Origin of the sequence: Pseudoalteromonas sp. Isolate3 (assembly GCF_022398505.1) — a bacterium.
In the GTDB taxonomy this organism is placed as follows: domain Bacteria; phylum Pseudomonadota; class Gammaproteobacteria; order Enterobacterales; family Alteromonadaceae; genus Pseudoalteromonas; species Pseudoalteromonas apostichopi.
This window is the reverse complement of sequence record NZ_JAKEVN010000012.1, coordinates 1-13806: the sequence shown is the minus strand read 5'-3', so window position 1 is coordinate 13806 and position 13806 is coordinate 1. Positions and strand designations below refer to the sequence as shown.

Annotated in this window: 12 protein-coding genes; all 12 read right to left on the bottom strand. The window is 42.7% G+C overall.

The genetic code is table 11. The features are described from left to right. From L1D46_RS04390 to mraZ, 12 genes are read right to left on the bottom strand one after another with little or no spacing between them, the layout of a single operon-like run. A complete protein-coding gene (locus L1D46_RS04390) occupies nt 1-921 on the bottom strand; it encodes a D-alanine--D-alanine ligase (RefSeq protein WP_239976896.1) in 921 nt (306 codons plus the stop codon). After that, on the bottom strand, nt 918-2369 hold the full coding sequence (gene murC, locus L1D46_RS04385; RefSeq protein WP_239976895.1) for a UDP-N-acetylmuramate--L-alanine ligase: 1452 nt from the start codon (nt 2367-2369) through the stop codon (nt 918-920). Before murC ends, L1D46_RS04390 begins: the two co-directional genes overlap by 4 nt. A 2-nt stretch (nt 2370-2371) precedes the next feature. Next, complete coding sequence (gene murG / locus L1D46_RS04380; protein WP_130050550.1) at nt 2372-3445, bottom strand: undecaprenyldiphospho-muramoylpentapeptide beta-N-acetylglucosaminyltransferase; 1074 nt, start codon at nt 3443-3445, stop codon at nt 2372-2374. After that, complete coding sequence (ftsW, locus tag L1D46_RS04375; protein WP_130050549.1) at nt 3442-4617, bottom strand: cell division protein FtsW; 1176 nt, start codon at nt 4615-4617, stop codon at nt 3442-3444. Before ftsW ends, murG begins: the two co-directional genes overlap by 4 nt. Beyond that, on the bottom strand, nt 4614-5939 hold the full coding sequence (murD, locus tag L1D46_RS04370) for a UDP-N-acetylmuramoyl-L-alanine--D-glutamate ligase (RefSeq protein WP_239976894.1): 1326 nt from the start codon (nt 5937-5939) through the stop codon (nt 4614-4616). Before murD ends, ftsW begins: the two co-directional genes overlap by 4 nt. Then, on the bottom strand, nt 5940-7022 hold the full coding sequence (mraY, locus tag L1D46_RS04365) for a phospho-N-acetylmuramoyl-pentapeptide-transferase (protein WP_239976893.1): 1083 nt from the start codon (nt 7020-7022) through the stop codon (nt 5940-5942). Continuing rightward, nucleotides 7016-8404, bottom strand: a complete 1389-nt coding sequence (murF, locus tag L1D46_RS04360; RefSeq protein WP_130050546.1) for a UDP-N-acetylmuramoyl-tripeptide--D-alanyl-D-alanine ligase — start codon at nt 8402-8404, stop codon at nt 7016-7018. Before murF ends, mraY begins: the two co-directional genes overlap by 7 nt. Continuing rightward, nucleotides 8401-9879, bottom strand: coding sequence for a UDP-N-acetylmuramoyl-L-alanyl-D-glutamate--2,6-diaminopimelate ligase (murE, locus tag L1D46_RS04355; protein WP_178927426.1), 1479 nt, complete (start codon nt 9877-9879; stop codon nt 8401-8403). Before murE ends, murF begins: the two co-directional genes overlap by 4 nt. After that, nucleotides 9872-11689 (bottom strand): penicillin-binding transpeptidase domain-containing protein, encoded by a 1818-nt coding sequence (locus tag L1D46_RS04350; protein ID WP_130050544.1) that lies wholly within the window; start codon nt 11687-11689, stop codon nt 9872-9874. Before L1D46_RS04350 ends, murE begins: the two co-directional genes overlap by 8 nt. Continuing rightward, a complete protein-coding gene (ftsL, locus tag L1D46_RS04345; protein ID WP_130050543.1) occupies nt 11686-12012 on the bottom strand; it encodes a cell division protein FtsL in 327 nt (108 codons plus the stop codon). Before ftsL ends, L1D46_RS04350 begins: the two co-directional genes overlap by 4 nt. Continuing rightward, complete coding sequence (gene rsmH / locus L1D46_RS04340) at nt 12012-12947, bottom strand: 16S rRNA (cytosine(1402)-N(4))-methyltransferase RsmH (protein WP_239976891.1); 936 nt, start codon at nt 12945-12947, stop codon at nt 12012-12014. Before rsmH ends, ftsL begins: the two co-directional genes overlap by 1 nt. 30 nt (nt 12948-12977) lie before the next feature. After that, nucleotides 12978-13436: a division/cell wall cluster transcriptional repressor MraZ gene (gene mraZ / locus L1D46_RS04335; protein WP_130050541.1), complete on the bottom strand. Its 459-nt coding sequence runs from the start codon at nt 13434-13436 to the stop codon at nt 12978-12980. Nucleotides 13437-13806: the final 370 nt, after the last annotated feature.

Genomic DNA, 13806 nt, shown 5'->3' with positions numbered 1-13806 from the left:
TTAAAGTGTTTGCTCCAAAATGCGAACAACTAATTGCTCAAAGCTTGAACCATTCGCTTTTGCCGCCATTGGTACTAAAGACTTTTCGGTCATGCCAGGTACCGTATTTACTTCTAATAAGTAAAAGTTACCTTGCTGATCACGCATTGCATCAACACGGCCCCAACCACTTGCACCGACTAAATCAAACGCTTTTAATGCCATATCTTGCAATAATTCAGTTTCTTGCACAGATAAATCTGCAGGGCAATGGTACTGAGTTGTATTTGATTGATACTTAGCTTGATAGTCATAAAAGCCATTTGGCGTCGTCATCTCAATGACAGGTTGAACATCTTGCCCTAGTACAGCAACAGTAAATTCACGGCCAGTGATCCATTGTTCCACCAGTACTTGGCTATCAAACTTAAATGCGGCATTAAGTGCAGTATCTAGTTGCTCTGCGTTATTTGCTTCTGCCATACCAATACTTGAACCTTCATGTGACGGTTTTACCATCACTTTGCCAAATTCATTGATAATCGCTTGGCTATCAAATTCATGGCGGCTATCAACTACAGCATAGGGTGCTGTGCTCAGCCCCATTGCTTTAAATAAATGCTTACAACGTACTTTATCCATCGCAAGCGCAGAACCTAAAACATCACTACCGGTATAGGGAATCCCCATAAACTCGAGTGCACCTTGAATGGTACCATCTTCACCACCACGGCCATGAAGAGCAATAAATACACGTTCAATGTTTAACTCTTTTAATTGCCATAACGGCTGATCTTTAGGATCAAAAGCAATGGCATTAACACCCACACTTTGCAAAGCGCTCAATACGGCTTGGCCTGATTTTAGAGAAACTTCTCGTTCGGCAGATGTGCCACCAAAAAGTACCGCTACTTTGCCAAATTTGTCGCTTAACTGGCTCATACATTTACCTGCTTTAGTTGTTCAATAGACAACTTAGTTGCTGCTAACTTTTTCACTAACTGGCCTATGTTACCAGCGCCCTGTGTTAAAACTAAATCATTATCTTGCAGTGTATTCGCAAGTACACCGGCAAGCTCAGAGCTACTAGCAACATGTAATGGCTCTTTACCTCGCTGTCGTAAGCTACGGCATAAACTCTTGCTGTCAGCACCGACAATTGGCCCTTCACCTGCTGAATACACATCAAGCAATAACAACTGATCAACGTCAGCCAGTACTTTTACAAAATCCTCGTACAAGTCACGAGTACGACTATAACGGTGCGGCTGGTAAACCATCACTAAACGTTTATCCGGCCATCCCTCACGAACCGCCGCAATTGTCGCTGCCACTTCTGATGGGTGGTGACCATAATCATCAACTAACATGACATTGCCACGTTCATTTTCAAACGTTCCGTAATGCTGAAAACGACGGCCTACCCCTTCAAATTTTGTTAGCGCTTCTAAAATTGCATGGTTAGCAATGTTTTGATCTTTAGCAACTGCAATTGCAGCCGTTGCATTAAGCGCGTTGTGCTTGCCCGGCATATTAAGCGTTACTGCTAGGCTTTCACCTTGTTTATTCACCACATTGAATGAGCAAGTATTCGCTGTTTGGCTAAAATCAGCCATTCGATAATCAGCTTCTGTTGATTCACCATAGGTGATAACAGGGCGACCAAAACGAGGAATAAGTTCTGCCGCAACTTCAGAATCAATACACACTACAGCTAAACCATAAAACGGTAAGTTATGAATGAAATCGACGTAAGTATCTTTCATTTTTTCTAAGCTACCGCCATAGGTGTCCATGTGATCTTCTTCTACATTGGTGATCACCGATACCATAGGTTGTAAATGTAAGAATGACGCATCACTCTCATCAGCTTCAGCTATTAAAAAATCGCTTTTACCTACCTTGGCATTACTCCCTGCACTATTTAACAAGCCACCAATAATAAAGGTTGGATCAAGGCCTGCTTGTGCATAAATGCTGGCAATTAAACTGGTTGTTGTGGTTTTACCATGGGTGCCTGCCACTGCGATACCGTGGCGAAAACGCATTAATTCAGCCAGCATTTCTGCACGGCGAACAATTGGAATACGCGCCGCTTTGGCTGCTTTAATCTCAGGGTTTTGCTCATTAATCGCACTTGATACCACCACAACACTGGCATCTTTTACATTATTTTCGTCATGACCAATAAATACTTCTGCACCCAGTTGAATTAAGCGCTCAGTCATCGCACTGTGCGCAATGTCTGAACCTGTGATGCGGTAGCCTTCAAAAGCAAGTACTTCGGCAATACCACCCATACCTGCGCCACCAATACCAACAAAGTGGATGGTGTCGATACGACGCATCGCAGGGCGAGTGTTGTTTTCTTTCATCGTGCTTTCTTTCACTACTAATCTCTTCTATCTGCTAGTTGCTCACAGCGCTTTGCAACATTGGCTGTGGCATCTAAAATAGCAAGCTGTTTTGCTTTGCTTGCCATTGTTGAAATTTTTTCTGGTGCGCTGACATACGGTGTTAATAACTCCACAACCGCCGCTTGATTAAACTCACTTTGCTGCATAATCAATGCAGCTTGCTCAGCGACTAAATACTTTGCATTAGCAGTTTGATGGTCATCTACAGCATGTGGGAAGGGCACAAATAACGCCATTCGACCTGCAGCAGCAATCTCACTAACCGTTAACGCACCAGCGCGGCAAATTACCAAATCGGCCCATTGATATGCACTATCCATATCATCAATGAATTCAGCAACTTTGCTATTTTCAGCTAACCCTAACTGTTGATAGCTAGCAGTCACATTAGGTTCATTATTTTTACCCGTTTGATGCCATATATTAAGCGCTGTTAGCGCTGAAAGTTCACTGAATACAGCAGGTAAAGTTTCATTGAGTACCTGAGCGCCCAGTGACCCACCTACCACAAGCACATTGATTGGCGAAGTCGTTTTTTTAGCAGTGACATTAGCAACACTTACTCGCACCGGATTGCCAACCACTTCACATTGTTCTTTTGCAAAAGCCGACGGAAAAGCTGCCAGCACTTTATTAGCAAACTTTGCTAACCAACGGTTACTCATACCTGCAACTGCATTTTGCTCATGAATAACCAAAGGAATACCTAAGCTTTTCGCTGCAAGTCCAGTGGGTCCAGTTACATAACCACCCATAGCTAAAACAACATCAGGCTTTTGCTTTTTTAAAATTTTACGTGCTTGAAAAATGGCATTCATCACCATAAATGGTGCTTTAATCAAGCGCTTAACCCCGTTGCCGCGCACACCTTTCACATTGATAAATTCAATCTCAATGTTGTGCTTAGGAACGACAGTTGCCTCCATTCTGTCAGGGGTACCAATCCAGCTAACCTGCCAGCCTTGTTGCTTTAAAAAGTCAGCAACCGCAATACCTGGGAAAATATGCCCACCGGTACCGCCAGCAACAACAAGTAACTTTTTACTCATCGCTTACCTCCACGTGAGGTTGCCTGCTTAGTCGCCATTTTGGTTTCAAAATCTATTCGCAAAAGTACACCTGTTGCTATGGTCATAATTAATAAACTAGAACCACCGTATGAAATAAACGGTAATGTTAAGCCTTTCGTTGGCAAAATACCCGCGCTAGCGCCAACATTGACCATGGTTTGAAACGCAAACCAGATACCAATAGCAAAGGCAAAATAGCCTTCGTATTCTTTGCCACATTTCAGCGCTTTTTGGCCAATTAACAGGGCTCTAAATACAAACACACCGAGCACTATCAAAATACTTAATACGCCAAAGAAGCCAAGCTCTTCACCAATCACAGCAAAGATAAAGTCATTATGTGCTTCAGGTAGGTATTGCAGTTTTTGCACGCTATTACCTAACCCTTGACCAAACCAGCCACCTTGGCTGTATGCCATTAGCGATTGTACTAACTGATATCCTTTACCGAATGGATCTTCCCATGGCTCCAAAAAGCCTGTTACTCGAGCCATACGATATGGTTCAGCGATGATCAACACCACAACTGCTGCAATACCAGTTAAGATAAGACCAAAAAATTGCCATAGCTTAGCACCTGCTAAAAACAACAAACCAACAGTCGTCACAAACAGTACAACAACTGTTCCTAAGTCTGGTTGCATCAAAATCAAAAATGCATAAACACCAAATACAGCTAATGGCTTAAAGAAGCCTTTCAAGTTCTCTTGTACTTCTTCACGTTTACGCACTAAATAACCTGCAATGTAACTAAAGAAATACAACTTGGCGGCCTCAGCAACCTGAAAGCCAACAGGACCAATTGGTATCCAACGCTTTGCACCATTTACTTCACGGCCAACAATAAGCACCAAAACGAGCAAACCTAAACCTAGTAATAATAAGTAGGCGTTACTGCGCTTCCACCAATCCATAGGCACGTTAGTGGCAATCCAAAACAAGAAAAAGCCCATAATTAAGAACATGCCGTGGCGAATAATAATGTGATATGGATTATCAAATAATCGTTCTGCTGTTGGCATAGAGGCACTGGTTACCATCACAAAGCCAACGCCAATCAACATCAACATGCAATACAACAAAGGCACATCATAAAGCTGTGGCGATTGTTTTGGTGTTAATGCTTCACGGATGTCAGCAAATGCAATCATACTGCCTCCGCCAATACACACTGTGCAAAGTCATCACCACGTTGCATATAGTTGTTATACATATCAATGCTGGCACAAGCCGGTGCTAATAATACGATATCGCCGCTCGTGCTTAACTTTTTTGCCAACAGCACAGCTTCATACATATTGGTTGTTAGGTGGCCTTTATCAGTTAGTGCCACTAACGCTTTAGCATCTTTACCAAAACAAACAAGCGCTTTCACTTTGTCGTTTAAGTATGGCTTTAAGGCATCTAAATCAGCCCCTTTCGCATCACCACCAGCAATCACAATCAATTGCTTTGCTTGGCCCGCCAAGCTATCAATAGCTGCGATGGTTGCGCCTACATTAGTCGCCTTTGAATCATTAAAATATTTTACTTCATTTATTTCAGCGACAAACTGACAACGATGTGCAAGCCCTGTAAAGGCACTGAATGCTTGCTGATAATGCTCTTTCGCGATAGCAAACGGGCTCAGTAACGCCATGACCGCTAACGCATTTTGTTGATTATGTGAGCCTACTACTTTCAAGCAGCTTACAGGTAATACAGGATTGCCTTGTGCTGCAAAGTATTGTTCACCTTGATGTTCAACCAAAGCAAAATCTGCATTCGCAAGCGCAAAACTCACTTGTGGTTGCTTTGCAGTGTGCGTAGTCACATCAATCGCATTAACTACAGCAAGCTCTGAGCCGTTATAAATACTTTGCTTAGAATCTATGTATGCTTGATAACTTGGATAACGATCGAGGTGATCTTCGCTGACATTCAATACACAGGCACTTTTCGCTTTTAAGCTGTGAGTGGTATCAAGTTGAAAACTAGATAGTTCAAGTACATATACATCATAGTCTTGAGACAGTAAATCAAGCACTGCCGTGCCAATATTGCCACCAAGGCCAACTTTATAACCGGCCGCTTTAAGTACTTCAAACGCCAATGTAACTACAGTCGACTTACCATTTGAGCCGGTCACAGCAACGATAGGTTTATCGGTTAAGCGGGCAAATAATTCAACATCGCCAATTACTTCAACACCAGCAGCAATCGCTTTTGCTACAGCAGGTGTAGCTAGGCTTAGACCTGGACTGATGATAATAATGTCATTACTAGCTAAGTCAGCCTGTTCTAAATCACCAAAGTGAGTTGTTAACTCACTGGCATGCTCGTTTAACCAATCAGCTCCAGGAGGAGCCGAGCGGCTATCAACAACGATTGGCTTAATATTCTGAGATAATAAAAAACGCACAATGCCCAGACCGGTTACACCGAGTCCAAGCACTGAAATTTGTTTGTTTTTAATCTCGTTAATGACTGTCATTTACCTGATCTTTAATGTCGCAAGGCCAGCAAGTACTAGCACGATTGAAATAATCCAAAAGCGCACAATAACGCGCGGTTCAGGCCAACCTTTTAATTCATAATGGTGGTGAATAGGCGCCATTCTAAAAATACGTTGGCCACGTAATTTGTAAGAGCCTACTTGTAAAATCACCGACAATGCTTCCATTACAAACACACCACCCATGATGACAAGTATCAGTTCTTGACGAACAAGCACTGCAATAATACCCAGTGCTCCACCAAGTGCTAATGAGCCTACATCACCCATAAATACTTGTGCTGGGTAAGTGTTAAACCATAAGAAGCCTAGTCCTGCACCTACAATCGCAGTACACACAACCACAAGCTCACTAGCTAATGGTAAGTGTGGAATATGTAGATAGCTTGAGAAATTAACGTTACCGGTTAAGTAAGCAATAATGGCAAGTGCCGCCGCCACTAAAATCGTAGGTACAATCGCTAGACCATCAAGGCCATCTGTCAGGTTTACCGCGTTCGACGTACCTACAATTACAAAGTAAGTCATAACGATATAAAACAGCCCAAGCTGAGGTAACACATCTTTGAAAAACGGTACTACTAACGAGGTTTCGCTGGCTTGCTGCGACGTAAAATAAAGTGCACTTGCAACCACTAACGCAATCACTGATTGCCAAAAGTATTTCCACTTCGCAATTAAGCCTTTAGGATCTTTACGGATCACTTTACGGTAGTCATCAATAAAGCCAACCACACCTAACGAGCCCACTACAAATAGGGTTGCCCATACATATTTATTTGAAAGGTCAGCCCACAGTAATGTGCTGGTAAAAATTGCCCCTAGAATCAAAATGCCGCCCATGGTTGGCGTGCCTTTTTTAGATAAATGAGACTCAGGACCATCGTGACGAACCACCTGACCAATTTGCATTTTTTGCAATGCACGAATCAGCTTAGGGCCAAAATAAAGAGAGATAAGCAGCGCCGTTAAAATACCTAAAATCGCACGTAGCGTAAGGTAAGAAAAAACATTAAAACCACTGTAATACTGTGTTAAATACTCTGCCAGCCAAACTAACATGACGATACTCCATTGTTGCCATTTTGCTGGCCATTTACTAAATCTGTGACCACAAGTTCCATTCGAGAACTACGCGAACCTTTTACAACGATCGTGGTTTTTTGCATCGATTGAGCAAGCTCACTTTGTAATTGTTGTAATAATTGTTCACGGCTTGAGAAGTGGCGGTTTGGCTTTTCAAATACATCACTGGCTGATTTGCTTAATACCCCTAGGCTGTACAGCTCATCAATGCCTTTTTGCTGCGCGTATTCACCGACTTGTTGATGATAAAAACGAGCTTCTTCGCCAAGCTCCCCCATATCTCCTAACGCAAAAATACGACGGCCCGGCATATCACTTAATAAATCAATTGCCGCTTTAACCGATTGCACATTTGCGTTGTAGGTATCATCAATAACAGTCAAAGTGTCTGATACTTTAAGGACGTTAACACGGCCTTTCACTTCACCCATGGTTGCTAATGCTGATGCAACATTTTCAAGGCTTACACCCAACTCAGTAGTTAAGGCTGTGGCAATTAAAGCATTGGCAATATTATGTTTTCCAGGTAATGCGAGGGTGACAGGCACTTTTTTATCTTTATTACAAAGCACAAAAGAAGCACGGGCTTGTTCATCAAGCACCACATCTTCTGCCCAATAATCTAGTTGTTGGCTAGTAGAAAAGCGTTTTACGTTGCGATCATTTAATTTTTCGAGCCAAAAATCGGCAAAATCACTGTCGCAGTTAACCACAGCGACACCATCAGGCTTTAAGCCGTCATAGATTTCACCCTTTGCCGTTGCTACACCTTGTAATGACCCAAATCCCTCTAAGTGAGAAGCTGCAACATTACATACCACAGCAACATCAGGTTTCGTCATTGCAACAGTGTAAGCTATTTCACCAATGTGATTGGCACCTAATTCAATTACCGCATATTGATGCTGTGGCTCAAGGCGTAATAACGTCAGTGGTACACCAATGTCATTATTAAAGTTGCCTTTTGTTGCTAGGACTTCACCGTGATCAGATAAAATCGCCGCACACATTTCTTTAACGGTCGTTTTACCTACGCTACCTGTGATAGCAATCGTTTTTGGTGCGACCTGAGCCATGACAGCAGTACCAATTTGGCCTAACGCAATGCGCGTGTCGCTAACCACAAACTGTACAATATCGACATTAACGGGACGCGCAACAATAGCAGCTATCGCCCCTTTTTCTTTTGCTTGCGCAACAAATTTGTGGCCGTCAAAGTTGGGGCCTTGTAGCGCTAAAAACACTTCACCATCGCACAAAGTACGAGTGTCTGTGTTGATGTTTTTTACCTTTTGATTACCACCTTGGTAATCTGTTGCTAGAACATTTGCTAGCCAATCAAAATCCATAGGGATCATAACTGCGCCCCTTGCGATTTTTCTTTTAGTTGTTGTTGTACATATTGACGATCGCAGAAGTCGATTCGTTGATCGCCAATAATTTGATAATCTTCGTGACCTTTACCTGCAATTAAAATCACATCATCAGCACCGGCTTGTGATATAGCATAACTAATTGCTAGCGCTCGGTCTGCTTCACAATGTGCAAGTTCTGGCTGTTCAAGCCCTGCAACCACATCTGCGATAATAGCGTTTGGATCTTCACTACGCGGGTTATCACTAGTAACAATAATACGGTCTGCATTGCCTTCTGCGGCTTTGGCCATCATCGGGCGTTTACCTTTATCACGATCACCACCGCAACCAAACACACAGCTCACTCCACCCGGTACATGTTTTTGTAGTGCTTGTAATGCAAGAGCAAGTGCATCTGGAGTATGAGCATAATCAACAATGCAGGTTGGTTGACCTGGCTCACTAAATGCTTGCATGCGCCCAGCGACTGGTTGCAGTGTTTTACAGGCTTCAACTAACAAAGTGAGTGGGTAGCCCATACCTAATAAAGTGGCCATTGCAGCGGCTAAATTATATAAGTTAAATTCACCGAATAGTGTGCAATTAACCTCAGCCTGCCCCCAGCTGGTATCAAACTTCGCCGAAATACCTGCATTATCGTAAGTCACATCACTGAAATACACAAAGCGTGCATTTTCAGGCGTTAAATTTTTATGACCATAACAAATCAGGTTATTAAAGTCGTACTTTTCCAACCATGCCTCAACTTGAGCATCATCTTGGTTAAGCACCACAAGCTCTGGCATATGATTACGCATTAACATCAACTTAGCATCGCCATAGGCATCCATAGTGCCATGATAATCTAAGTGATCACGTGAAAGGTTAGTAAACACCGCAGCTTTAAACTGACAATGATCAACACGGTGCTGTACTAAGCCATGTGACGAAACTTCCATAGCCACAACATCACTCTGTTGCTCTACGAGTTCAGATAAAATACGCTGCAAATCAACACTTGATGGTGTGGTGTTAGCAAGCTCAGTGAGATTATCAGGGTGCCCATAGCCAAGTGTACCAATCACCGCTGTGCGTTTTTGACAGTACGCTGCTAAATGCGCGATCATCGCTGTTGTCGTTGACTTGCCATTGGTGCCTGTTACACCCACTAAATCAAGTTGCTTTGATGGCTGTTGATAAAAAGCAGCGGCGAGTGCTGGCAACTTTTTTGCTAAATCTGTTACTAAATAAAGTGGTTCAAATTCACAATCGAACTCACATAAACGGTCAGCAATTATTGCCACCGCACCATTTTCAATGGCTTTTTCAATAAACTGTCCGCCATCAAGTTGATGACCTTTAATGGCAACAAACACATCGCCAGCTTTCACATCTCGACTATCAAGACGTAGTTGATTGACCAATAAACTATTGGCCTCAATATCAATATGATTAAGAATCGGTTTTAAATCACGCATCGTTATCTTTGCCTTCTACGTACGCAACCGCATCTTTGTCCGGTGCGACGTTTAGAATTCTTAAGGCATTGGAGACAATCTCTGCAAATGCAGGGCCTGCCGTCGCACCGCCGTAATAAACATCTCCACCCGGTTCGTTAATCAATACTACTACTGCTAAACGCGGGTTACTCGCAGGTGCAATACCAGCAAAGTAACCAACGTATTCGTCACCATAACCACCGACAGCCGCTTTCTTAGAAGTACCTGTCTTACCTGCGGCACGATAACCATCAACATGAACTTTTTGTGCAGTACCGCCTTTTTCGAATACGCTTTCCATCATGTGGACAACAGCTTCAACGTCTTTTTGTTGAAAAATACGTTCGCCTTCAGGTACCGAATCTTGTTTAAGTACAGTCAATGGGCGCATGACACCACCTGAACCTAACATGGCATAAAAACGCGCCATTTGTGCGGTGCTTACTGCTAGATTATAACCAAATGATAGTGCAGCAATTTCATGATCAGACCAACGGCGATTTGGGTAAAATAAACCACTACTCTCACCAACCATGCCAGTACCACTATCGCTACCAAAGCCAACTTTTTGATATAGGCCAACAAAGTAATCTTTTGGAAGTTCTTGGCTAACCTTAGTCACCCCCATGTTGCTTGAATATTTTAAGATTTCTCTTAAAGTCATCTCACCATGATTACGGGTATCCTGTACTAGACTACCGCCTACTCGCATCCAGCCGGGGTATGTATCAACGATTGAATCCGGTTGAATTGTGCCGTAGTCTAAACCAGCTAAAATGGCTAGTGGCTTAACAGTGGAGCCAGGTTCAAATAAATCGGTAATCGCTCGATTACGGCGCTTATGCGGTGCGGCGTCATTAAGGTTGTTTGGGTTAAACGATGGGCTATTTACCATCGCTAACACTTCACCTGTTTTAACATCCACAACCATGGCTGAACCTGAGGTCGCTTTGTAAGATAACACCGCTGATTTTACTGCTTTATAAGCAATTGCTTGAATACGTTGGTCGATACTTAAGTGAATGCTCTCTGGCTCTACGCGCTCACGTTCATCAAGCACCTCTACTTCACGACCTTGGGCATCTTTACGAATAGTGCGCTGACCTTCAACGCCCGTTAACGCCTTTTCATAAAGTTTTTCAATCCCTTCAATACCATGGCCATCAATGTTAGTGAAACCAATAACATGAGCCGTCACTTCACCGGCTGGATAATAACGTTTTGATTCATCCAGCAAATGGATACCCGGTAAACGAAGATCGCCAATATAGTTAGCAACCGCAGGAGTGACTTGACGTTTTAAATAGACAAAGCGTCGCTTTGGATTATCACGAAGACGAGAGTTAATTTTGCTAGGTTCAATACGTAGTACATCCGCAAGCTCACGCCAACGAATATCATTATTGTAATAAGCAGCAATACGTTTGTTTAATTCTGCCGTGTTTTCAGCAAGCGCTTGTTGGTCTTCACCGTTTTTGCGTGCTTGACGCAGTACCTTACTGATCAATGACTTGTTTAACGCTTTAGGGTCGGCATAAACACTCACTACAGGCACACTTACAGCTAGTTCTTTACCATTGCGATCGAAGATCATGCCACGTTGCACATGTTGTTTTTCAACACGTACCGTACGTTTATCACTTTCTGAGCGCGCTTTATCAGGCTCAATTACTTGTAAAAATGCAGCACGTGCGACCAGCGACATGAATACTAAAAATACGACTGAACACACCAGCGAAAAACGCCATGTGATCAAAGTATTTGTTGGCTTTTTCCCTCTGCTTCTCATTGCAGTATTACCACCTGTTCATCTTTGCTTGTTGGCCGCTTCATTTCTAATTGCATGGTTGCCACTTCTTCAATGCGCGCATGCTGCGAATAAAACTCTTCTTCTACTAGCAAGTAACGCCACTCAAGATCGAGTTCATCGCGCTCTTGCAATAATTTATCTTGCTCTATCAATTGTTGACGCGCTAAGTGCGTCACCTGAACCACACTCAAACTAGAAGCAAGAATCACAACCAATAAGGCCAAGGTCAGCTTATTAGCTCCTAGGCCTTTAAAAATTTCCACAAATAAGTTGGGTTGTCGATTCACCGCTTTAGCTTTCATTACAGCCTCTGTGCAATCCTTAATACCGAACTACGTGAACGCGGATTAGCTTCAATTTCAGCCTTACTTGGCTTAATGGCTTTACCCACTGCCTTTAACGTCAGGTTTTTATTTATTTGTGCATCAGTCAAAGGCAGACCTCTGGGTATCGCCTCTCCCTTACTCTGTTTTTTTATAAACTGCTTAACAATGCGATCTTCTAACGAGTGAAACGAAATAACGACTAAACGTCCACCTGGCTTTAAAACGTCAACAGCGGCTTGCAGTGCAGTTTGAATTTCTTCAAGTTCACTGTTGATATAAATACGGATCGCTTGGAATGTTCGTGTTGCAGGATGCTTATACTTATCTTTAACCGGCACAGCTTCATCGACTAAATCAGCAAGCTGCTTAGTGCTAGTAATAGGTGTGTGCTCACGAGTCTCAATGATTTTATGGGCAATGCGACGACCAAACTTTTCCTCACCGTAGGTTTTAATCACATGGGTAATATCTTCAAGTTCAGCTTCAGCTAACCATTGTGAAGCACTGCGACCACTGGTTGGGTCCATGCGCATATCGAGCGGGCCATCTTTCATAAAGCTAAAACCGCGTTCAGCATCATCAAGCTGTGGTGAAGAAACACCGATATCTAACAAAATGCCGTCAACCTTACCGATTAAATCGTTATCTTCAGCAACGGCTTTAAGATTTGAAAAACGCGTGTGGGCAATCGAAAAACGTGCATCATCAGCAAATTTTTCAGCAGCTTTAATAGCTTGTGGATCTTGATCAATCGCTTGCAAGCGACCTTGTTCACTTAAACGCGCAAGAATTTGCCCTGAGTGTCCGCCGCGACCAAATGTGCCATCCATATAAATGCCTTCGGGTTTAATATCCAAAGCATCTATGGTTTCGTCCATCAGTACAGAGACATGTTCAAATTGCGCTGTCATTAGCTAGTTTTTGCCTTTTTATTATTGTGGTTAGAGTGAGAAGTTATCGAACTCAGGATTCGCCTCAAAATCGCCTTGGCGTTCAATTTCAGTATCTTGGCGCATTTGTTCATGCCAACGATCTTCATCCCAAATTTCAAACTTGTTCATCAAGCCAACCAACATGATTTTTTTTCCAAGTTCTGCGTGTGCTCGTAAAGACGGCGCCAGCAGAATTCGGCCATTTTTATCTAGTTGATACTCTGTAGCGTTACCAAGCAACATACGTTGCATGCGGCGAGCACGTGGATTCATGTTCGAAATCTTTAATAATCGTTCTTCGATTTCGAGCCATTCTGCTAACGGGTATAACCACAAACAAGGTTCGTTTAAGGCCACAGTGCAAATAACCGTTCCCTGATCTTCAGACAAGATCGCATCTCGGTACTTAGTTGGTACCGCAAAGCGTCCTTTATCATCCAAACTCAGAGAGCTCGCACCCCGAAACATAACTTGCCTTAAAAATAGGTTATTAATCGTTAATGATTATTTCCGATCCAGTTTGATCCACTAAAAACCACTTTTTACCACAGTGCTCCAGTTTAGGGCTTGACAAGCCATTTTGTCAAGTAAGCAGATCATCATAAGCGCCTTGTGAAGCCAGAAAAAATAAGGCCTCAGGCAAAGCCTATGAATTACGTGGGAAAAAGTGGAAAACATCGAAAAAAAATTTTTTTTCAATTTTCTTGGTAATGGATTAGGGAAAAATGGTTAATGAATAACCAATGAATAATTACAAAATTATCTTATGCTGTAATTTTTACTTAATCACCCTGCAAGAGTTACGGGAAATTTCCATCCTAGAACTCAACTATAATAT

What these genes read in the sequence shown, in the direction of transcription:
- murG (WP_130050550.1), bottom strand. Translation starts at nt 3,445, where the DNA reads ATGAGTAAAAAGTTACTTGTTGTTGCTGGCGGTACCGGTGGGCATATT.
- ftsL (WP_130050543.1), bottom strand. Translation starts at nt 12,012, where the DNA reads ATGAAAGCTAAAGCGGTGAATCGACAACCCAACTTATTTGTGGAAATT.
- murD (WP_239976894.1), bottom strand. Translation starts at nt 5,939, where the DNA reads ATGACAGTCATTAACGAGATTAAAAACAAACAAATTTCAGTGCTTGGA.
- L1D46_RS04390 (WP_239976896.1), bottom strand. Translation starts at nt 921, where the DNA reads ATGAGCCAGTTAAGCGACAAATTTGGCAAAGTAGCGGTACTTTTTGGT.
- rsmH (WP_239976891.1), bottom strand. Translation starts at nt 12,947, where the DNA reads ATGACAGCGCAATTTGAACATGTCTCTGTACTGATGGACGAAACCATA.
- murE (WP_178927426.1), bottom strand. Translation starts at nt 9,879, where the DNA reads ATGCGTGATTTAAAACCGATTCTTAATCATATTGATATTGAGGCCAAT.
- mraY (WP_239976893.1), bottom strand. Translation starts at nt 7,022, where the DNA reads ATGTTAGTTTGGCTGGCAGAGTATTTAACACAGTATTACAGTGGTTTT.
- ftsW (WP_130050549.1), bottom strand. Translation starts at nt 4,617, where the DNA reads ATGATTGCATTTGCTGACATCCGTGAAGCATTAACACCAAAACAATCG.
- mraZ (WP_130050541.1), bottom strand. Translation starts at nt 13,436, where the DNA reads ATGTTTCGGGGTGCGAGCTCTCTGAGTTTGGATGATAAAGGACGCTTT.
- L1D46_RS04350 (WP_130050544.1), bottom strand. Translation starts at nt 11,689, where the DNA reads ATGAGAAGCAGAGGGAAAAAGCCAACAAATACTTTGATCACATGGCGT.
- murF (WP_130050546.1), bottom strand. Translation starts at nt 8,404, where the DNA reads ATGATCCCTATGGATTTTGATTGGCTAGCAAATGTTCTAGCAACAGAT.